General features: G+C 68.1%; 21 protein-coding genes. 9 read left to right on the top strand and 12 right to left on the bottom strand.

The window, feature by feature from the left end; translation table 11 throughout:
• The first annotated feature begins 53 nt into the window (after positions 1-53).
• From SM757_RS00895 to SM757_RS00915, 5 genes are all read left to right on the top strand, one after another.
• Entirely contained in the window at positions 54-416 is a 363-nt protein-coding gene (locus SM757_RS00895) for a Cif family virulence factor (RefSeq protein WP_028997018.1), read from the top strand.
• An 8-nt stretch (positions 417-424) separates the two neighbouring features.
• Positions 425-829 carry a nuclear transport factor 2 family protein gene (locus SM757_RS00900; protein WP_043458230.1) on the top strand — a complete coding sequence of 135 codons (405 nt, stop codon included), beginning with the start codon at positions 425-427 and terminating at the stop codon, positions 827-829.
• Positions 826-1,257, top strand: a complete 432-nt coding sequence (locus tag SM757_RS00905) for a nuclear transport factor 2 family protein (protein WP_051241906.1) — start codon at positions 826-828, stop codon at positions 1,255-1,257. Before SM757_RS00900 ends, SM757_RS00905 begins: the two co-directional genes overlap by 4 nt.
• A 73-nt stretch (positions 1,258-1,330) precedes the next feature.
• Positions 1,331-2,602, top strand: a complete 1,272-nt coding sequence (locus SM757_RS00910) for an MFS transporter (protein ID WP_043458231.1) — start codon at positions 1,331-1,333, stop codon at positions 2,600-2,602.
• Positions 2,603-2,695: 93 nt separating this feature from the next.
• The gene (locus SM757_RS00915) at positions 2,696-3,262 is read left to right on the top strand and encodes a VOC family protein (protein ID WP_084150441.1); all 567 of its coding nucleotides are present in this window, start codon (positions 2,696-2,698) and stop codon (positions 3,260-3,262) included.
• A gap of 49 nt (positions 3,263-3,311) precedes the next feature.
• On the opposite strand, the gene SM757_RS00920 is transcribed toward SM757_RS00915, so the two are convergent.
• The 7 genes from SM757_RS00920 to SM757_RS00950 form a co-directional block, all read right to left on the bottom strand.
• Entirely contained in the window at positions 3,312-4,241 is a 930-nt protein-coding gene (locus tag SM757_RS00920) for a helix-turn-helix transcriptional regulator (protein WP_084150442.1), read from the bottom strand.
• Between the two features lie 194 nt (positions 4,242-4,435).
• The gene (locus tag SM757_RS00925; RefSeq protein WP_028997020.1) at positions 4,436-5,959 is read right to left on the bottom strand and encodes an MDR family MFS transporter; all 1,524 of its coding nucleotides are present in this window, start codon (positions 5,957-5,959) and stop codon (positions 4,436-4,438) included.
• A gap of 12 nt (positions 5,960-5,971) precedes the next feature.
• Positions 5,972-6,919: a quinone oxidoreductase family protein gene (locus SM757_RS00930; protein WP_028997021.1), complete on the bottom strand. Its 948-nt coding sequence runs from the start codon at positions 6,917-6,919 to the stop codon at positions 5,972-5,974.
• Between the two features lie 13 nt (positions 6,920-6,932).
• On the bottom strand, positions 6,933-7,148 hold the full coding sequence (locus SM757_RS00935) for a CDGSH iron-sulfur domain-containing protein (RefSeq protein WP_028997022.1): 216 nt from the start codon (positions 7,146-7,148) through the stop codon (positions 6,933-6,935).
• Positions 7,145-8,362: an MFS transporter gene (locus SM757_RS00940; RefSeq protein ID WP_051241915.1), complete on the bottom strand. Its 1,218-nt coding sequence runs from the start codon at positions 8,360-8,362 to the stop codon at positions 7,145-7,147. The genes SM757_RS00935 and SM757_RS00940 overlap by 4 nt, the downstream gene beginning before the upstream one ends.
• Positions 8,363-9,268 carry a DMT family transporter gene (locus SM757_RS00945; protein WP_028997023.1) on the bottom strand — a complete coding sequence of 302 codons (906 nt, stop codon included), beginning with the start codon at positions 9,266-9,268 and terminating at the stop codon, positions 8,363-8,365.
• Between the two features lie 170 nt (positions 9,269-9,438).
• On the bottom strand, positions 9,439-10,524 hold the full coding sequence (locus SM757_RS00950; protein WP_028997024.1) for an amidohydrolase family protein: 1,086 nt from the start codon (positions 10,522-10,524) through the stop codon (positions 9,439-9,441).
• Between the two features lie 156 nt (positions 10,525-10,680).
• Between SM757_RS00950 and SM757_RS00955 the strand changes: the two genes are divergently transcribed.
• Positions 10,681-11,106: a VOC family protein gene (locus tag SM757_RS00955; protein WP_028998267.1), complete on the top strand. Its 426-nt coding sequence runs from the start codon at positions 10,681-10,683 to the stop codon at positions 11,104-11,106.
• Here the strand turns inward: SM757_RS00955 and SM757_RS00960 are convergent.
• On the bottom strand, positions 11,088-11,867 hold the full coding sequence (locus tag SM757_RS00960) for an SDR family oxidoreductase (RefSeq protein ID WP_028998268.1): 780 nt from the start codon (positions 11,865-11,867) through the stop codon (positions 11,088-11,090). The two genes, SM757_RS00955 and SM757_RS00960, sit on opposite strands and share 19 nt — an antisense overlap.
• Before the next feature lie 456 nt (positions 11,868-12,323).
• Between SM757_RS00960 and SM757_RS00965 the strand changes: the two genes are divergently transcribed.
• From SM757_RS00965 to SM757_RS00975, 3 genes are read left to right on the top strand one after another with little or no spacing between them, the layout of a single operon-like run.
• Positions 12,324-12,722 carry a Zn-ribbon domain-containing OB-fold protein gene (locus SM757_RS00965; RefSeq protein ID WP_322464191.1) on the top strand — a complete coding sequence of 133 codons (399 nt, stop codon included), beginning with the start codon at positions 12,324-12,326 and terminating at the stop codon, positions 12,720-12,722.
• Positions 12,722-13,912 (top strand): thiolase family protein, encoded by a 1,191-nt coding sequence (locus SM757_RS00970; protein WP_028998270.1) that lies wholly within the window; start codon positions 12,722-12,724, stop codon positions 13,910-13,912. Before SM757_RS00965 ends, SM757_RS00970 begins: the two co-directional genes overlap by 1 nt.
• A gap of 45 nt (positions 13,913-13,957) precedes the next feature.
• Positions 13,958-15,196, top strand: a complete 1,239-nt coding sequence (locus SM757_RS00975; protein ID WP_028998271.1) for an NAD(P)/FAD-dependent oxidoreductase — start codon at positions 13,958-13,960, stop codon at positions 15,194-15,196.
• Positions 15,197-15,463: 267 nt separating this feature from the next.
• Here SM757_RS00975 and SM757_RS00980 read toward each other — a convergent pair whose 3' ends face one another.
• The 4 genes from SM757_RS00980 to SM757_RS00995 are packed head-to-tail and all read right to left on the bottom strand — an operon-like array spanning position 15,464 to position 18,623.
• Positions 15,464-15,970, bottom strand: coding sequence for a DUF1993 domain-containing protein (locus SM757_RS00980; RefSeq protein ID WP_028998272.1), 507 nt, complete (start codon positions 15,968-15,970; stop codon positions 15,464-15,466).
• Positions 15,971-15,985: 15 nt separating this feature from the next.
• Complete coding sequence (locus SM757_RS00985) at positions 15,986-16,813, bottom strand: SDR family NAD(P)-dependent oxidoreductase (protein ID WP_028998273.1); 828 nt, start codon at positions 16,811-16,813, stop codon at positions 15,986-15,988.
• Positions 16,814-16,822: 9 nt separating this feature from the next.
• Complete coding sequence (locus tag SM757_RS00990) at positions 16,823-17,650, bottom strand: enoyl-CoA hydratase/isomerase family protein (RefSeq protein ID WP_051242527.1); 828 nt, start codon at positions 17,648-17,650, stop codon at positions 16,823-16,825.
• Between the two features lie 7 nt (positions 17,651-17,657).
• Positions 17,658-18,623 (bottom strand): VOC family protein, encoded by a 966-nt coding sequence (locus tag SM757_RS00995; protein ID WP_028998275.1) that lies wholly within the window; start codon positions 18,621-18,623, stop codon positions 17,658-17,660.
• Positions 18,624-18,641: the final 18 nt, after the last annotated feature.

Consider the following 18,641-nt stretch of genomic DNA (forward strand, 5'->3'; position numbering starts at 1 on the left):
GGCTGGCCAGCGCCCTGGTGATCATGCATCCAGCGCACAACCAAGGAGTGACGATGAAGGTCCGCGACCCCCAGGAGATCCGCTCGTTCCTGCACCAGCAAGTCGAGCTTTGGAACGCAGGCAGGAAGCACGAGATGTTCGACCTGTATCGCCGCATGGTGCCTGGCCGCATGACGATCGAGTACATCGGGCTGCCGGTGATGGAGGGCTGGCAGGCGCTGGAGGACATGTGGCAGCGCTTCGCCGGCAAGGTGCACATCGACGTCAAGGAGGTGATGGTGACGGGCAACGAAGCCGCGTGCTACCACCACAACACCACCATCGGCGCCGGCACCCCGCCGCGGCCCAGCATCGAGCTCTACCGCTTCGATGGCGACGATGTGCAGATCCGCTACTTCTTCACGCCGCAATCCTGAGCCGTGCCGTGACCGACACGACGACACAGGACAACAAGCGCGTCGCCGCAGCGTTCCTGCACGCCATCGAGCGTGGTGACGCGCCGGGCCTGCAGGCGCTGCTGGCCCCGGGCTTCAGCTGGTGGGTGGCAGGCTGGGGCGAACGCAGCCGCAAGGCCTTCCTCGACGCCGTGTCGCGCACCATGCGAGCCTTCGACGAGCGCCGGGTGACGCCCACGGGCGTCACCGCCGAGGCGGACCGCGTCGCGGTCGAGGCACAGGGCCACTTCGAGCGGCCGGGTCTCGTCTACCGCAACACGTACCACTACCTGTTCATCGTCCGCGACGGCCTCATCGCCAGCGGACGTGAGTACTTCGACACGGCCGCTGCCGCGGCCGCGTTCGGACCTCCCCCTGACGGAGCAACACCATGAGCGACACCAGGACGCCCGAGGCCATCGTGCGCCGCTTCATCGATGCCTTCCGCGAAAGCTGGCCGCAGGACCTGGACGCGGCGCTGGCACCGCTGGCCGACGACGCCTACTACCAGATCGCGGTGCCGGCCTTCGCACCGGTGCGCGGCCGCGATGCGATCAAGGCGGAGCTGGAGCTGATGCGCCAGAGCGTCACCGACCAGAGGCACGACATGAAGGCTGTGGCAGCCAGTGGCAATACCGTCTTCACCGAGCGCTGCGACTGGTCCTTCCGTAACGGGCGCTGGGTGCCGGTGCCGCTGGTAGCGGTGTTCGAGCTCAACGATGCCGGCCAGATCACTGCGTGGCGCGAATACCTCGATCCCGGCCATGTGGCCAAGCTGCACGGCATGTCCATGGAGGCCTTCCGCGAGTCGCTGGCCGCTTGACAGCACGCCCGGTACAGCGAGCCACCACGCCCTCCATACGATGAACTCCGTAGCAAGATCCGCCCACGCCGGCATGCCCAATGAATTCCTGCGCGGCTGGCGCATCGTACTGCTGGCACTGGCAGGCGCCGCAACCACGGCCAGCGTGACGTTGCTCTATGGCTTCGGCACGTTGGTGGTGCCGCTGGAGAAGGCTTTTGGCTGGAACCGCGGCAACCTGCAGTTCGCCATCAGTTGCCTCTCAGGGGGCGTGGTCGTGGCCAGCCAGCTCGCCGGCTGGCTGAACCTGCGCTGGGGCATGCGGCCGGTGGCATTGCTGTCGCTGTTGGCCATGCCGCTGGCGCTGTTGGCGACCACGCTGGTGCAAGGCTCGATCGGGTGGCTCTACCTGGCCTTCTTCGTCGTGCCGATCGCCGGCGTGGGTATCACCTTCGTGACCTGGACACAGTTGGTGAGCCAGTGGTTCGAGGTCCGGCGCGGCCTGGCGCTGGCGCTGGTGCTGTGCGGCTCGGGCCTGTCGGCGGCGCTGTTGCCGCCAGCGCTGACCTGGGCCATCGACCGCTGGGATTGGCGTGCCGGGTTCATCGTGCTGGGCGCCCTGCCGCTGCTCATCACCCTGCCGCTGGCCTGGAAGCTCTTTGTTCCCACCCCGCCCGGCGCCTCGACGGCTACCGCCGCGGCAGCAGCCCGGGCGCCACGGCGGGCGTCCGCAACGTTCCGGGTGCACGTGCGCTCGCGCAAGTTCTGGACCCTGAACCTCGGTCTCACGCTGGTCGTGACGGCCGTGGTCGGCATGGTGACCAACACGGTGCCGCTGTTGCGCGACATCGGGCTCACAGCGGCGCAAGCCGGCAGCGTGTTCAGCGGCTTTGGCATCGCGCTCATCGCCGGTCGGCTGGCTGCGGGCTGGCTGATCGACCGCCTGTGGGCCCCCGGCGTGGCAGCCACGGCCTTGGTCATGCCAGCCATCGGCTGCCTGATGCTGTGGAGCGCGGACGCGAGCTGGACGACCACGCAGCTCACGGTCGCCGTGTGCCTTGTCGGCATCGGCGCTGGCGCGGAGTTCGATCTGTCCGCCTATCTCGTGGCCCGCTACTTCGGATTGCTTGACTACGGCCGACTCTTCGGCATCCATCTGGGCCTGATCACCGCAGGCAGCATGCTGGCGCCACTGGCGTTCGGCGCCGCGTACAAGAGCACTGGCAGCTATGGCCCGATGCTGGCGTACTGCATCGGCGCATGCCTGGCCGGTCCGGCGCTGCTGCTGACGCTAGGGCGGCAGCCCTTGCTGCAGAGCCGTTCGGCCGCCGCCCTGGAACAACCCGGCGCGGAGCCGGTGGGCTAGCCATGCGCCCGTGCCCGGCACGCGGTGCGGCCGCCCGGGTTGGCGTGGAGGCCGCCTCCTGGTTCATCCCACTGACCGACAACAAAGGTTTCGATGTCTGTTATAGATCCTCCCTCGTTCACGGAAATCTGCTACGTGGTGCACGACGTCGAGCGTGCGGCCCGAGAGTGGGCACGCAACGTCGGTGCGGGCCCGTTCTACCTCATCGAACCGCACGACCGGGCGCGGCTCTACCGCGGTCAGCCGTGCCGCGATCCGCATCGCGTGGCACTCGGCAGCCTGGGCACCACGGTGGTCGAGTTCATCGAGCCGCTGGACGACACGCCCTCGATCTGGCGCGAGATCCTGGACGTGAAGGGGGAAACGGTACACCACGTGTTTCCAGACATTCGCCTGATGCCGCCGGGCGAGTACGACCGCCGCTTCGCTGCGCACCGCGCGGCCGGGCTGGAAGTCGTGTTGACCGGCGAGGTCGAAGGCATCGGCCGCCATGCCTTCTTCGATGCGCTTGCCAGCATGGGCTGCTTCATCGAGCTGCTGGACGTCGGGGAACGCCTATGGCAGTTCACCCTGGCGCAGTACCGTGAGCACCAGCGCTTCGACGGCCAGCGGCCCCTGCGCGACATGTCCGAGCTGCTGGCCGCACGGGGCTGCCCATAGGCGGCGTCATCGACGCAGGCCTCGCCAGGCCGGGCCCCGCGCGCGCAGATCAATGCGCAAGCGCGTCGTCTCGCTGCGGCGGCAGGCCCAACCGCTGACGGTACTGCACCGGCGTGAGCCCGGTGGCACGGCGAAACGCGTCACTGAAGGCGGCGGCACTGCGAAAGCCGCTGCGATAAGCCACCTGCTTGATGAGCAGTGCCTCGTCGCCGAGCAGCACCTTGGCACGCGCAATATGCACCGTCGCCACATAGCTGCGCAGGGTGTGCCCGGTGGTCTTCTTGAACACCGACGAGAGCTCGCGTGCTGACAACCCGCAGGCATCGGCCAGCGTCGACAGCGAGGGGCCCGACGGTTCGCCACAGGCCTCGATCGTCTCCTGGATGAGGTTGAGCTGCTGGCTGCTCAGCCGACCGCGTGGCGCCGCCGGCACGCCGCTGCCCGGCACACAATGCCGGTGCAGCTCGATCGCCAGCATGGTCAGGAGGGCACTGGTCTGCAGCGGACTGGCGAACGACGGCGCCGTCATCTCCTGCACCAGCCAGCGCATGCACGCGTGCACCCGCTCGTTGTGCATGTCGATCAGCAGCGTTGGGTCGGCCGCATCCCAGCACCAGTCGATGCCCGCGAGCAATCCCAGGCGTCGCGGTTCCATGACACACACCACTGAGCGACGGCGCCCCGCCGTCCAGCGGACCGACACCTCGGTGTCAGGCGGCATGAAGTTCAGCGTGCCCGTGGAGCGCTCCGCCCCGTCCACGCCGCACACCACGTAGCGGGTGCGCTCGTCTTCGGGACAGGGTGCCGGCTCGTTGAGTTCGACCAGGCAGTGCGCCTTGGACAGCACCCGGATCGAGCCCGGCTGCTGCCAGTGGATGTCCTGCACCGCCACCTCGTACGCGCCCTCCGCAAGGTGCGCGCCGATCACCTTGATCGGCGCCAGCCGGTCCATCAAAGGCTTGAGTTCCGCCGTCTGCATGCGCGTGTGTTCCCTGCCGCCGGATCCGTTCCGGCTTGGCGAGATTTAGACACTAAAAGTGTTTTAGTTCAACTTCGGGACTACCCGTGTTGGCGCCCCGGAGCCCGCACAGGCTGCGCGTGGCCCGCCAACCCGCCGCTAGAGCAGCATGCCAGCTCGGCGGCCCAAGCCCTGGCAGCATCAGCGCGCCGGTATCAGTCCAGCACCGCGTCGACGCGGGCCGTGCCGGTCGACGAGCGGCGCAACAGCAGCAGCATTGGCAACAGCAGCAGCGCCATGACCAGCAGTACCTGGAAATCGCCGACGTAGGACATCATCATCGCTTCGCGGCTCACCACGGCATTGAGCGCCGCAAGGCCTTCGGCGGTGGACGGGCTCAGGGCCGCAGGCAGCTCGTGCACGGCCGGATTGGATAACGTCACATGAGAGGACAGGTCATGATGCGCCTGGGCAGATCCCCGCGTCAGCAACACCTGCACCATGGCAATGCCGATGCTGCCTCCGATGTTGCGCAACAGGGCGAAGATCGGCGTGCCCTCCACGGCCAAGTTTGCTCCCAACGTGGCGAAGGTGACCGCGCTCAGCGGCACGAACGTCAGGCCCAGGCCGATGCCCTGCAGCACGCCGGAGATGATGAACAGCGAGCTGTCCATGTCCAGCGTGATGCGCGTCATCTGGTACAGCGACAGCACCATAAGCGAGATCCCGACCGCCATGATGGCGCGTGCATCGAAGTAGTGCAGTAGGCGGCCCACCAGCATCATCGTCGCCATCGTGGCCAAGCCACGCGGCGCAATCACTTGCCCGGTGAATTGCACCGGGTAGCCCATGAGCCCCTGAAACAGGGAAGGTAGCAGCGCCAGCGTCGCGTACAGCAGGATTCCGACGACGAACATCAGCACGTTGCCGATGACGAAGTTGCGGTCCCGCAGCAGCGCGCGGTTGAGAAACGACTCGCTGGGGGTGGTCCAGGTATGGACGACAAAGCAGGCCAGGGCGACGGCCGCGCCAGCGGCCTCCAGGCGGATTTCCGTGGCATCGAACCAGTCCAGGTGCTCGCCCCGGTCAAGAAAGAGCTGTAGCAGCGCCACCGCAAAGCTCAAGCTCACGAAGCCGAAGAGGTCCAGCCGCTCTTGCGAGGGACGGCTTTCGGGCAGGTAGCGTGCGATGCCGTAAAAGGCCAGCGCGCCCACCGGAAGATTGATGAAGAACACCCAGCGCCAGTTGGCCTGCTCGGTCAGCCAGCCCCCCAGCAGCGGTCCGAGAATCGGGCCGACCATGGTACCGGCGCCCCACAGCGCCATTGCCTGGCTGACCTTTTCCTTGGGGTTGATGTCCAGCAGCACCGCTTGCGACAGCGGCACGAGTGCCGCGCCGAAAAGGCCCTGGAGCACTCGCGCGGCGACCACCTGCCACAGGGTACTGGACAAGCCACAAAGCAGCGACGCCAGCGTGAACCCCACCACCGAGACAAGGAAAACCTGGCGGCGTCCGTAGCGCATGCACAACCAGCCCGTGAGCGGCGTGGCGATGGCCGTGGCGACGATGTAGGAGGTGAGCACCCAGCTGATCTGGTCCAGCGAGCTCTGCAGGCTGCCCTGCATGTGCGGCAAGGCCACGTTGGCAATGGTGGTGTCCAGCGCCTGCATGACCGTCGCGAGCATCAGCGACAGCGTGATCATCCCGCGGTGCTGCACGACCGCGGCCGGGGTGCTCATCTCGGACGCGCCTTATGCGAAACGGCGCCCGTGCGGGGAGACAGTTGCCACGATCTTGGCGTGCGGACCACTGAGCTGTGCGGCCCACGCCTGGGCCGCCTGGTCCAGCGTGTAGTCGGCGTATTCCAGCACGATGCCGGGGCTGCGCGCCAGCTCGAGCAGCCGCTCCCAGATGGCGCGCCGGTCGGCCGGAGGGCGCTGGCCGGTGCCCACGGTGGACAGAGTGCGGAACAGCAAGTCGGCCATGTCCAGCTGGATCTGGCGTCCTGCCCCGGTACCGACGGTCATGATGCGAGCGCCCCAGCGCGTGGCCTTGAGCGAGGACAGCAATGGCTGGCCGCACACCAGGTCGAGCACCACGTCGAAGCCGCCATTGGACGCTTCCTTCAGCGCGGCGACATCGTCTGGGCCGCCGAGCTGGACCACGGCGTCCGCGATGCCGCGCTCCTGCAGCCGGGCCAGGGCCGGTTGCGAGCGTGCGGCGCCAACGACGCGCCCGGCACCGAAGTGGCGTGCCAGCTGCAGCGCAATCTGTCCAAGCGTGCCGGTGGCACCCAGCACCAGCACGTTCTCGCCCTTCTGAATGTGCGCCTGCTCCAGCGGCACGATGGCCCCCGTGGCGGCAATGCCCATGGAAATGGCCGTGCGATCGTCCACGTCGTCGGGCACCTCCCACACCTCCTCGGCAGGTACCAGCGTACGCTCGGCCCAGGCGCCAAAGGGCTGCACCGAGCGCTCGCCGAAGTACACGCGCTGGCCGTCCGCCACGCGCCGGCCCACACCCTCGCCCCGGATCACGCAGGGAAAGCTCACGCCCAGGCGGTACGCGCCCAGCGTGTCCCAGCCGCCCAGGCCGGCGGTGTCGACGTCGATGAGCACGGCACCGTCCTGCGCCGTGGGCTCACGAAACTCTCCGACCTGCGGCGCTGCGCCGCGCTCGGTGATGATGGCTGCTTTCATGGTGTCTCCTGCCTTACTCTTTGCTCTCGGGCACCGCCGCGGCGGCAGCCTGGAAGCCGACTTTCGAGTGCGTGCCGTCGCAGAACGGCTTCTTGCTCGACGCGCCACAGCGACACAGGAACACTGCGGCGCCCGAGGTGGGCACGGGCACGTCGACGTTGAACAGCTCGATCACGCCCTCGACCTTCAATGGGCCATTCTTCAGCGCGGTGATCTTCACGTTGCTCATCGGTTCTCTCCTCTGGTGGATTCGTCTGCGGTGCCCATGGCACGGGCTTGCCAGCCGCCGGCACCCAGTGCTGCTGCCATCAGCCAGAACAGCGTGGCCGCGCCGATGGCGCTGCCGGCGACGCCGAACAGCAGCGGCGTGAGCGCCATGGACAGATGCACGCTCATCGAGCGCACCGCCATGGCCTCTCCTTGGCGCTCAGGCGGCGCGATGTCATGCACGCTGGCCAGGATGGCAGGCTGAATGGTGCCCAGTGCCAGGCCCAGCACCGCGGCAGCCACGCCCATGGCCCAGGCGCCCTGCAGCAGCGGGAACACGGCGTACACGAACGCCACGGCCGACAGGGCGCCAACCATCATCAACCGCCGCGAGAGGCGGTGCGCCAGCAGCGGAATCAGCAGCCGCACGCCCATGGAGGCCAGCGCGTAGGCCGCCAGCACGCCGCCGATGGCCGAGGCGCTCAGACCGTGGGCATGGCCGACGATGGGCAGCGCGAAGCCAAAGACGTCCCAGCTTGCCGACACCAGCCAGTTGATGAACAGCAGCCGCCTGAAACGCGCGTCGCGCAGCAACTCCCACGCTGGGCGCGGGCGCGTGTCGGCCGCGTCGGCCACCCGGCCTGTTTCACGCGGCACTGCCTGCGCCACCACCAGCGTGGCAGCGGGCAGGACTGCCAGCGCGGCGAAGGCCGCCCGGAAGCCCAGCGCGTCGATCAGCGTGCCGGCCAGCAGTGGTCCTATCAGTCCGGCGACAGCCGGGGCCAGCGCGATCCAGCTGAAGATGCGCATGCGTTCGGTGCGGTCGTGCGCCAGGCGCCCGCCTGTGCGCTGGATCGCCACCATGCCGAAGCCCGATCCCGCGCCGCACATCGCAGCGGCCAGGCACAGCACGAGATAGTGGCCGGAGACCGCGGCCGCAAGCGCGCCGAGCAGCGACAGCGTGCCTGCCAGGTGCACGGGCCGGTGGTAACCGTGCCGGTCGGCCATGCGTCCTGCGGCCACGGCCAACAGGGCCGGGAAGACGGCGAACAGCGCCAGCAGCACGCCGACGGACCACTCACCCTGCCCCGCACCCAAGGCCTGCAGTGGCGCGGCCATGCGCACGCCCTGCGTGCAGGCGTGCAGGCCGACCTGGCAGGTGATGAGCGCCAGCAGCGCTGCGCTGAAGCTCTCGCGCGCCGTGCGCCCTGGCTTTGCAGCTTCGGTTCGCTCCATTCAGGCCTCGCAGGGCTTTGCCGCCACGTGCACGCGCGGGGGCCACAGCACGGTCCCGATGGCGAGCACGATGAGTCCCACGGCCACACCGTCCTGCCAGTGCAGCCGCTCACCCAGCAGACCGGCCCCGGACAACAGCCCGAGCACCGGGATCATGCAGATGCTCACGCTGGAGGCCGTGGGCGGCAGCGCGCGTGCGAGCTGGAACCACGCCGCGTGGCAGAAGCCAAAGATCAACACCGCGTTGTAGATGATGGCCCACCATTCCAGCGCCAAGGGCACTCGCCATCGCGGCGCCTCGGTCAGCGCCGCGATGACGCACACGACGAGCGTGGTCAGCGTCGTCATCCAGAAGGCGATGGCCAGCGTCGGTGCGGGCAGCCGCGAGCGGCGCAGCTGCTGGGTGCCCAGCGCCCATACCGCCGTCGAAGCCAGCAGCGTCGCCGCTGCGCCCACGGCACCGCTCAGGCGTGCCACCTCGTGCCACAGGAGCAGCAGCACGCCCGCACCTGCCGCCGCGACCCCCAGTGCCTGACGCGCGCCCAGACGCTGGCGCCACAGGGCCATGCCCCACAGCGCCGAGAACACCGGCATGGTATAGCCCAGGATGGCGGCCCGACCGGAGCTCAGGTGCGGCAGCGCCAGCATGAGCCCCACGTGCCACACCACCATGTTCGTCACTGCCAGCAGCGCCAGCTCGCCCCAGTGCCGGCGCGGCACGGCGAAAGGCACCTGGAGCAGCCGCAGGCCCAGTGCCAGGCACGGCAGCCCCAGCAGCATCGACAGCGCACGAAAGCTCATCGGCGGATACGTCGTCACGGCGGCCTTCATCACGGGCCAGTTCAGGCCCCAGAAGAGCGTGAGCAGCACCAGCGCGAAGGCCTGGTTCCGGGTGAGCCGAACCATGACTCAGGGCACCGTCCGCCCGACGCAGGGCGCCTGCACCGGCTCGCCAGGCCAGCCCGCCCGCGCGCGAGCCAGGAGCTCAGGCACGGCACCATGCGCTTGCCGGGCCCGACAAGCCGGCAATGCCTGGGGCCAGGCAGGGACCACGTCGCAAGTGCCATGCAGGAACATCACGCAGGCGTCGCCGCCGGTTGCGTTGCGGGCCGGCCCAGCTTGGCCGGGTCCAGGTGCAGCAGCTCGCAGGCGTTCTTCCAGCGGATCTTGTCCAGGTCCGGCTGCGACAGCCGCAGGCCCTCGGTGAGGTCGTGGCGCACGGCATCGGAGCCGCCGAAGTTGCTGCCATACACCACCTGGTCCGCCCCGATGATGTCCACCAGCGCCTGGCGCATGGGCAGCTCGTGCAGCTCCACGTCGAAGTAGAAGTTCTTCATGTACTCCAGCACCGGGCGCTTGTTGTGCGTGACGTCCAGGTTGCGGTTGGTCTGCGCCAGGCGCCCGAGCTGGTAGGGCACGAAGCCCCCGCCGTGCGTGATGTAGACCTTCAGCTTGGGGAAGCGGTCGAGCACCCCGCCGTTGACGAGGTACCAGAAGCAGCGCGTCTCGTCGTAGTTCATGCCCACGATGGCCGTGGTCTCGTACTTGTCGTGGTTGGCCTGCAGCCCCCACGTCACCGACTGGTTGTAGCCGTGCACGAAGATCGGCAGGTCCAGGTCGCACAGCGTGGCCCACACCACGTCCAGCTGCGGCGAGTCGTACTCCAGCCCGCCGAAGTTGGCCCCGCCGGCCACCAGCCCCTTGGCGCCGAGCTGCGTGCACGCGCGGCGCAGCTCCTTGGCCGCCTCGTGCGGCGCGTTCAGCGGCGCGTGCGCCCAGAACATCAGCCGATCGGGTGCGCCCGAGCAGTACTCGGCCAGCGTGTCGTTGACCTTGCGCGCGAAGCGCACGCTGAACTCCGGGTCGGCCCAGTACATGTAGCAGTGCGAGGGCACCGAGACGACCTGCGCGTTCTGGCCTGCGGCGTCCATGCCCGCCAGGCGGTTCTTGGGGTCGGCCCAGCGCGCGAGGTACTCCTCGAGCTGCAGGCCCTGGCCCGAGCGCACCGCGGCCTTGCGCTCGGGCGAGCCCAGCCCAAGGATCCAGTGCCCCACGCGCAGCTTGACGTCGCCGTCGCTGTGCTGCTCGAAGAACGGCCCCCAGTGCGGGTGCTGGTTGTAGTAGCCCGGATGGGGCGCATGTGCATGCAGGTCGATCAGCATGGTGCTCAAGCCTCGTTGTGAAAGTGCGACGGCGGCCAATGAGCGTCGTCGCAGGGATCGGGTAAACCGCATCATGCCGTTGTTGGTCATTTTTCGCAATTCTGTTCAACTTATGGTTTTCGCCAGGACGATGGGGTCCTGGGACAGGAGAACTCGATGAACTGCATTCGACGCATGGACCATTTCACGGTCGTCACGGACCGGTTGGCGCAGACCCAGGCGTTCTATGAGCGGCTGGGCCTGCAGGTCGGCGCACGGCCTGACTTCGGGATCGGCGGCGTGTGGCTGTATGCCGGGGAGCAGGCGGTGTTGCATGTGGTCGAGGTGCAGCACATGCCCGCGCTGCGCCGTGGTGCGCTCGACCACATGGCGTTCCATGGCGACGACATCGTCGCCACGCTGGAGATGCTCAAGCGCGAAGGCGTTGCCTACCGACTGTTGCGCCTACCGCGCCCGTGGAGCACGTGGCAGGTCTTCTTCGAGGACCCCAACGGGGCCGAAGTGGAGATCGATTTCGATGCGGCGCAGAAGGTGCCGCCGCATCTCAAGGACGGCTCGGTCGCTCAGAGCAGCGCGTCGTAGGAACCCCCGTCGACCTGCAGGTTCTGACCCGAGATGAAGGATGCCTGCGCCGAACACAGGTAGGCACAGGCATCGCCAAACTCATGCGGCGTGCCAAGCCTGCGCGCACGCACCATGCGCGTCTGCAATGTGCGGGCCTCTTCGAAGCTGATGCCCCGGTCATGCATCATGCGCCGGGCCATTTCCTGCTGCCGGCCGGTGTCGATGTGCTGTGGCAGCAGGTTGTTGATGGTCACGTTGTCAGCCACGGTCTCGCGCTGCAGGCCCTTGGCAAACGCCGTGAGGCCGGTGCGCGCCGTGGTGGACAGACTCAAGCCGAAGCGCGGCGTCTTCACCACCGCCGAGGTGATGTTCACGATGCGGCCGAAGCGCCTGCGGCGCATGCCCTCCACCACGGCCGAGATCAGGTGCACCGGTGCCAGCAGGTTGGCCTCCAGCGCCGCCAGCCATGCGTCGTGGTCCCAGTCGGCGAGGGTACCCGGCGCAGGGCCGGCGTTGTTGGTCACCAGGATGTCCGGCTCTGCACAGGCAGCCAGCAACGCATTGCGTCCGGCTGCAGTGTCCAGATCGGCGGCCACGGCGGCTGGCCTTCGCCCCGTGAGGCGCTCGATGCCATCGGCCGCCTCGGCCAGGCGCCCTGCGTCTCGGCCGTTGAGCGTGACGTCGCATCCCTCGCGAGCCAGCGCGGTCGCGCAGGCCAGCCCCAGACCACGTGAGGACGCGCACACCAGTGCGCGCCGTCCTGCAATACCAAGATCCATGTCGTGTTCAGTGCCCAGTGCAGGCCACGCCGACGCGTCGGACCGCAAGGCCTCGCGCGGTGCAGTCATGCTCACCGGGGACACGGGTGCCCTCGGCGCAGCAGCACACGCCCTGGGGCTTCCTGCCCCCGCCCAACCGGCCCGGCCACCGGGTGGCCGCGTGGTGTAAACCCTTGGATTTGTACATATTGACTGAATGTGTTCAGCAATTAAACTTCCTGTGCCGAACGACGTCAACCAGGAAGCCCCTTGCGATCCGAAGTCCGCTCCCACTGTCCTCCCCGCCGCCTGCTCGATGGCCCTGCCGGGACTTGGCTTTTCCTGGCCTCAGGAGGGCAACTCGACTGCAGCGCTGGCGGCACTACCGCGACAGCGCCTGGCGTGTGCAACTCGCCGGCCGATGAGCGTCATGCGTCCGGGCTGCCGGGCGCGGCAGCTTGAGAGCGGGAGCAGGCCATGCCACGCAAGCTCCCGGCCCTCACGCCAGACACCGCGCCGTTCTGGCAGGGTGGCGCGCAGGGCGAACTGCTGATCCACCACTGCACTGGCTGCCAGCGCTTCTTTCATCCACCGGCACCGGTATGCCCACGCTGCGGCAGCCTCGATGTGGCCCCGCGCGCGGTGTCCGGGCGGGCGCGGGTGCTCACCTTCACCGTCAACCACCAGGCGTGGTCGAGCGAGCTGACGCAGCCCTACGTGGTGGCTATCGTCGGCCTGGATGAGCAGGATGACCTGCGCCTGCTCACCAACATCGTTGGCTGCAACCCGGCACAGGTGGCCATCGGCATGCCGGTGCGCGTGACCTTCGAGCCGCAGGAAGATGTGTGGATTCCGCTATTCGAGAGGGCCGCGTGATGGCCGTACCGCTGTACGAAAAGAATGTCGCGATCACCGGCATCGGCCAGTCCGAGGTCGGCCGCCCCTCCTCCAAGTCAGCCATGCGGCTGACGCTTGACGCCTGCCTGGAGGCCATCGCCGACGCAGGCCTCAGGCGCGAGGACATCGATGGTGTCGCCTGCTGGCCCGGTGACAACAACAACGGCAGCAGCTTCTCGCCGGTGGGCCCCAACGCGCTCATGAGCGTGCTGGGCCTGAAGGTGAACTGGTACGGCGCCGGCTACGAGGGTCCGGGTCCCCTGGCGGGCGTGATCAACGGCGCGATGGCCATTGCCGCGGGATTGTGCCGGCATGTGCTCGTCTTCCGGACCATCACCGAAGCCAGCGCGCGGCGTGTGAACAAGGCAGAGGCCGCGCTGACCAACAAGACCGTCGGGCGCGACAGCAGCTACTTCTGGCAGTGGTACACGCCCTTCAACGTGCTCTCGGCCATCAACCTCATGGCGATGTACGCGCAGCGCCACTTCCACGAGTACGGCACCACGCCCGAGCAGCTGGCACAGATCGCCCTGACCTGCCGCCGTAACGCCGCGCTCAATCCCAAGGCGCTGTTCCGCACGCCCATGACGATGGAGGATTACTTCGCTTCGAAGATGATCTCCACGCCGCTGCGCATGTTCGACTGCGACGTGCATTGCGACGCCTCCACGGCCATCGTGCTCTCGCGCGCCGACGCTGCGCTTGATGGCCGCAACACGCCCATTCGCATTGAGGCCATCGGCGCCGCGCTGCACCAGCCGTGGTCATGGGACCAGATCTCGTTCACCGAGATGGCTGCCTTCGACGTCGGCCGCATGATGTGGTCGCGCACGGACTACAAGCCCTCGGACGTGCGCAGTGCACAGCTCTACGACGGTTTCTCCATCCTGACCATGATCTGGCTCGAGGGCCTGGGGCTGTGCCCTCGCGGCGAGAGCGGGCGCTTCGTCGAGGGCGGCAGCCGCATTGCGCGCGACGGCATGCTGCCCATCAACACCAACGGTGGCCAGCTCTCGGGCGGACGCACCCACGGGTTGGGCTACGTCCACGAGGCCTGCACACAACTGTGGGGCCGCGCCGGGGAGCGTCAGATTGCACCGCACCAGGTGGCGGTAGCGGCGGCCGGCGGCGGGCCGTTGGGCGGCAGCCTGCTGCTCGTGAAGGATTGACTTGCGAGGGCGCCACCCGCGCCCGCATTGAAAAAGGATGCCTCCATGTCTTTAAACTCCGTGGTGATCGTCGGCGCTGGCCAGGCCGGCTTCCAGGTGGCGAGCTCGCTGCGCCAGGACGGCTACGCCGGGCGCATTACCATCGTCGGTGATGAGCCGGGCGTGCCCTACCAGCGTCCGCCCCTGTCCAAGGCCTACCTGCTGGGCAAGATCGGCGCGCACGCGCTGCGTTTCAGGCCGCCGGAGTACTTCGACGAGCACCGCATCGACCGTCTCCACGACAGCGTCATTGCCATCGACCGCGCCCATCGCTGCGTGCGTTTGACCTCGGGAACGAGTGTCGAGTATGACCATCTGGTACTGGCCATGGGAGCGCGCAACCGCGTGCCAGCCGTGCCCGGGGTGGAGCTCGACGGCGTGTTCGGGCTGCGTACATTGGCCGACACCGATGCGCTGTCGCCGCGCCTGGGGAGCATCGAAAACGCTGTGGTGGTCGGTGCCGGCTTCATTGGGCTGGAGTTCGCGGCGGTGGCTGCGGCCAAGGGCATCAAGGTGCACGTGCTGGAGATTGCTGACCGGCCGATGGCGCGCGCGCTCTCGCGGCCGATGTCCGAGCTGTTCGCGCAGGCCCACCGCGGCTGGGGCGTGACACTGGACCTGCAGCAGGGCCTGGTGCGCATCGTCGGCAAGAGCGGCAAGGTCACGGGCGTGGAGACGTCCGATGGGCGTCACCTGCAGGCTGACCTGGTGGTCTATGGCATCGGCGTCCTGCCCAACGCCGAGCTGGCCGTGGCAGCAGGTCTGGACGTCGCCAATGGCATTCGTGTCAACGAGCTGCTTCAGACAAGCGACCCGGCCATCTCGGCCATCGGCGACGTGGCCAGTTTCACCAGCCCGTACGCGAACACCCCTATACGACTGGAGTCGGTGCAGAACGCGGTAGACCAGGCCCGCTCGGTGGCCGCAAGGCTGATGGGCAAACCCGTGCCCTATGCCGCCCTGCCCTGGTTCTGGACCGACCAGGGCGAGCTCAAGCTGCAGATCGCCGGTCTGTCCGACGGCCACGACGAGACCGTGCTGCTGGGCTCGCCCGAAAGCCGGCAGATGAGCGTGCTGTGCTTCCGCCAGGGACGCCTGATCGCTGTCGAGTCGGTCAACCGTCCGGTGGACCACATGAGCTCGCGCAAGATTCTCGGGCGCGCCGTGACCCTCACGCCGGCGCAGGCTGCCGAGCCGGGGTTCGACCTCAAGGCCTACGAACTGGCCACGCGCGAGCACCCCTGACGGCGGCACGCCTGGGTCGAGGCGTCGTTCAAAAGCCGAGCAAGGCGGCGTGCCGCTTTGGCGGCATGCATGGCAACGCAGCGACAAGGCCAACCTGGGACAAGGAGTTCCGTACCGGGAACAGGCTCAGCGGCCTGCAGGAGAGCCACGGCTGGTGCACCAGTGAAGCGGCAAGCACTGCCCCCTATCCAAGGCGCGTGCAGGCTCCAAAGGAGCCCATGGCACGCCGGGCCGCCTGGTGGCGAGCCCGGCGTGGTGTAGCCAAGGTCACAGGCCGAGGAAGTCGGCCTTGCCCAGGTCCACGCCGGCGTGGCGCAGCAGCGCGTAAGTGGTGGTGGCGTGGAAGAAGAAGTTGGGCAGTGCCCAGCGCTGCAGGAAAGTCTCGCCAGTGAAGTGCAGCGACTCTCCGCTGCGCTGAGGCAGCACGATCTCGCGCGCATCGGAACCGTCGATGCTCCGGGGATCGATAGAGCGCACGAACGCCAGCGTGTTGCGCACGCGTTGCGCCAGCGCCTCCAGCGTCGTCTCGTCATCGGGGAACCTCGGTGCGTCCACACCCGCCAGGCGTGCCACGGCGAGCTTGGCCACGTCGGCGGCGATGCGCACCTGCGAGGCAAAGGTGAGCATGTCTGGCGCCAGCCGCAGTCCGAGGTAGTTGGCGCTGTCAAAGCGCCGGGACTCGGCATGGGCCTGGGCCTTGGCAAGCCAGGTCAGCAGGTTGTCCAGCATGCGCTCGAACACGGGCACGCTGGCCCCGTACATGGACATCGTCATGGTGCGTTCTCTCCCTCAGAGCTTGTTGGAGCCTTGCCGCTCGAAGTACTGGCGCAGCGGCACCATGGCCGGCGAGTGGCTGGTGAAGCCGCCGTCCACGGGGATCACGGCGCCGGTGATGAACGAGGATTCCTCGCTGGCGAGGAAGGCCACCACGTCGGCGATCTGGCGCGGACGGCCCAGCTCAGGCGTGAGGTGCTGCTCGAGCAGGATCTGCTTGATCTCCTCAGGCACTGTTTTCTGGGCATGATCGTTGATGACAAAACCGATCATGATGGCATTGGAGCGGATGCCCTGCTTGCCATACTGCGCCGCTACCGAGCGCGCCAGCGCCATCAAGGCCGCCTTGGACGCGGCGTAGGCGGTGAGCGTCACGTCGCCGAGCTGGCCGAAGCCGGAGGTGGCGAAGATGATGGATCCGCCGCCCGCCTCCAGCATGTGCGGCACGACATGCTTGCAACACAGCATCGCGCCGCGCGCGTTGACATCGAGCGCCTTGTCCCAGGCAGCGACGTCGACATTGCACACGTCGCGGTCGGACTGCCGTTGGGCAGTGTCCAGCGCCGCGGCGTTGTTGTGCAGCACGTCGATGCGCCCGAAGCGCTCGACGACGGCGCTCACCATGGCGCGGATCGATTCTTCCGAGGTGACATCGACCTGCACTGCCAGCGCCTGTCCGCCCGCAGCATCGATCTGCGCTGCCACGCCTTGCGCGGCGGCCAGTTCGATGTCCACCACGGCCACGCGCGCGCCCTGCGCCGCCAGCACGCGAGCGGTCTCCGCGCCGATACCGTGGCCCGAGCCGGTGACGATCGCCACCTTGCCTTCCAGTCTTGCTGTCATCGCTTCTCCTCAATGGCCGGTGAACTGTGGCGCGCGCTTCTCGCGGAACGCCAGCGCCGCTTCCTTGACATCCTGCATCGGCGCCAGCATCGCAAAGAGGTCGAGCTCCAGATCAAGTCCGCTCTTGAGGTCAAGCTGTTGTGCCGCGCGCGCAGCCTGCTTGACATAGGCGGTGGCCATCGGTGGCTTGGCGGCGATTGACTGCGCCAGTGCGGTCACCTCGGCCAGCAATGCTTCCTTGCTGGATGCCACGCGCGTGACCAACCCGATGGCGCTGGCCTCCTGCGCGCTCATGCGTGCGCCGGTGAGCAGGATGTCCAGGGCACGGCCCGGGCCCACAACGCGCGGCAGCCGCTGCGTGCCACCACCGCCCGGGATGAGGCCCAGCCCCGTCTCCGGCAGCGCCAGCACGGCGTCCGGTGCTGCGAAGCGGATGTCGCAGGCCAGCGCGAGCTCCAGCCCGCCGCCCATGCAAAAGCCGTGGATAGCAGCGATGACGGGCTTCTCGACGCGGTCCAGCGCCTCGATCCAGCGTGCCTTTTCCATGCGGCGGCGCACCTGCAGGGAGTTCTCGGCCTGGCGCTGCTCCTTGATGTCAGCGCCGGCGCAGAAGCCGCGCGGGCCCTCGCCGCGGATCACGATCACACGGATCGCTGGGTCGGCCTCGATCTCGGCCAGCGCCGCGGGCACGCCGCGGCGGATGTCGTCGTTGATGGCGTTGATCTGGCCCGGGCGGTTGAGCACGATCCAGCCCACACCGGCTTCGCGCTGCACGCGCACGGCGTTCTCCACCGCCGCATCGCCGGCCATGGCGGCCTCCTTGGAAACCATCGTCATGGCCATCTCAGACCTCCTCGAACTCGACGAGCTGGCCCTTCAGGTCAGCCGGTTCGACACGGATCAGCGGCTTGCCACCGACGGCCTCGCACTCGTCAATCCAGGTGAAGCGCGTGCCGCGCCGGCGCAAGTCCTCGGCCTTGGCCGCCAGGCCGTTGACGGCAATGCGGATGTAGTACGGACCCGGCCCCCAACTGTTGAGGTACAGGCCCGCCTCGCCGTTCCAGCGCGTGGCCTCGATCACGTCCAAGGAGGCACTGTTGGGCAGCGCGAACTCCATGGTCGCGCGACGGTAGCCCTCGCGCTCCAGCAACTCGACCGCCCCGTGGGGTTCCCAGTCCAGGTTCGCGGAGCAGCGGCGCAGCGTCTCGTCGAGGTTGCGCACGAGGAAGCCGCGCGCCGATACGCGCACCATCTCGCCAGGCTCCGGGCTGCGGGGCTTGGGTGCGGGCGTGGCGAAGGTGTCGGCCGGCAGTTGCAGCGGCTCGGTGGGCATGATCTCGATGCACAGGCCACCGTCGACCGAGGGGTCGTAGCGGGGATCCTCAGGCGTGGCACCGAGCCACAACCGGTCGAAGGGCATGTCGGGGGTGCGTTGTGCCATGCGGAAGCGCAGCCGTCGCCGCATGAGCTTTTCCACCAGCGCATCGAACCGCGCACCCTGCAGCGCCAGCACGATGGAGTGGGTCAGCATCGGGCGATGGCGGCCCTGGTAGTCCTTGAGGCTTTCCAGGAACTCGTGGAACATCGGGTCGCCCAGATTGGGCTTGTCCAGGTGTCCCTGCGGCTCCACGCGCGTGGGCGAGACGGCCAGCGACTTGTGCACGCGCAGGAAATGCGCGATGTACGGGTGGTCATCGAAGGCTTGGCGCCACCGCTCGTGCTTGTGGATGCCCAGCTTGGCGGCCAGCAGGTCGGCCATGGCATCGGGATCCGACACCATCATGTCAGCGCTCAGCAGCAGGTCGAACATTTGCGACTCCTTGTTGTC

The organism is Azohydromonas lata (assembly GCF_034427735.1).
In the GTDB taxonomy this organism is placed as follows: domain Bacteria; phylum Pseudomonadota; class Gammaproteobacteria; order Burkholderiales; family Burkholderiaceae_C; genus Azohydromonas; species Azohydromonas lata.

What these genes read in the sequence shown, in the direction of transcription:
- SM757_RS00965 (WP_322464191.1), top strand. Translation starts at nt 12,324, where the DNA reads ATGCCACGCAAGCTCCCGGCCCTCACGCCAGACACCGCGCCGTTCTGG.
- SM757_RS00945 (WP_028997023.1), bottom strand. Translation starts at nt 9,268, where the DNA reads ATGGTTCGGCTCACCCGGAACCAGGCCTTCGCGCTGGTGCTGCTCACG.
- SM757_RS00995 (WP_028998275.1), bottom strand. Translation starts at nt 18,623, where the DNA reads ATGTTCGACCTGCTGCTGAGCGCTGACATGATGGTGTCGGATCCCGAT.
- SM757_RS00910 (WP_043458231.1), top strand. Translation starts at nt 1,331, where the DNA reads ATGCCCAATGAATTCCTGCGCGGCTGGCGCATCGTACTGCTGGCACTG.
- SM757_RS00915 (WP_084150441.1), top strand. Translation starts at nt 2,696, where the DNA reads ATGTCTGTTATAGATCCTCCCTCGTTCACGGAAATCTGCTACGTGGTG.
- SM757_RS00970 (WP_028998270.1), top strand. Translation starts at nt 12,722, where the DNA reads ATGGCCGTACCGCTGTACGAAAAGAATGTCGCGATCACCGGCATCGGC.
- SM757_RS00990 (WP_051242527.1), bottom strand. Translation starts at nt 17,650, where the DNA reads ATGACGATGGTTTCCAAGGAGGCCGCCATGGCCGGCGATGCGGCGGTG.
- SM757_RS00930 (WP_028997021.1), bottom strand. Translation starts at nt 6,919, where the DNA reads ATGAAAGCAGCCATCATCACCGAGCGCGGCGCAGCGCCGCAGGTCGGA.
- SM757_RS00985 (WP_028998273.1), bottom strand. Translation starts at nt 16,813, where the DNA reads ATGACAGCAAGACTGGAAGGCAAGGTGGCGATCGTCACCGGCTCGGGC.
- SM757_RS00950 (WP_028997024.1), bottom strand. Translation starts at nt 10,524, where the DNA reads ATGCTGATCGACCTGCATGCACATGCGCCCCATCCGGGCTACTACAAC.
- SM757_RS00905 (WP_051241906.1), top strand. Translation starts at nt 826, where the DNA reads ATGAGCGACACCAGGACGCCCGAGGCCATCGTGCGCCGCTTCATCGAT.
- SM757_RS00920 (WP_084150442.1), bottom strand. Translation starts at nt 4,241, where the DNA reads ATGCAGACGGCGGAACTCAAGCCTTTGATGGACCGGCTGGCGCCGATC.
- SM757_RS00955 (WP_028998267.1), top strand. Translation starts at nt 10,681, where the DNA reads ATGAACTGCATTCGACGCATGGACCATTTCACGGTCGTCACGGACCGG.
- SM757_RS00940 (WP_051241915.1), bottom strand. Translation starts at nt 8,362, where the DNA reads ATGGAGCGAACCGAAGCTGCAAAGCCAGGGCGCACGGCGCGCGAGAGC.
- SM757_RS00975 (WP_028998271.1), top strand. Translation starts at nt 13,958, where the DNA reads ATGTCTTTAAACTCCGTGGTGATCGTCGGCGCTGGCCAGGCCGGCTTC.
- SM757_RS00980 (WP_028998272.1), bottom strand. Translation starts at nt 15,970, where the DNA reads ATGACGATGTCCATGTACGGGGCCAGCGTGCCCGTGTTCGAGCGCATG.
- SM757_RS00895 (WP_028997018.1), top strand. Translation starts at nt 54, where the DNA reads ATGAAGGTCCGCGACCCCCAGGAGATCCGCTCGTTCCTGCACCAGCAA.
- SM757_RS00960 (WP_028998268.1), bottom strand. Translation starts at nt 11,867, where the DNA reads ATGGATCTTGGTATTGCAGGACGGCGCGCACTGGTGTGCGCGTCCTCA.
- SM757_RS00925 (WP_028997020.1), bottom strand. Translation starts at nt 5,959, where the DNA reads ATGAGCACCCCGGCCGCGGTCGTGCAGCACCGCGGGATGATCACGCTG.
- SM757_RS00935 (WP_028997022.1), bottom strand. Translation starts at nt 7,148, where the DNA reads ATGAGCAACGTGAAGATCACCGCGCTGAAGAATGGCCCATTGAAGGTC.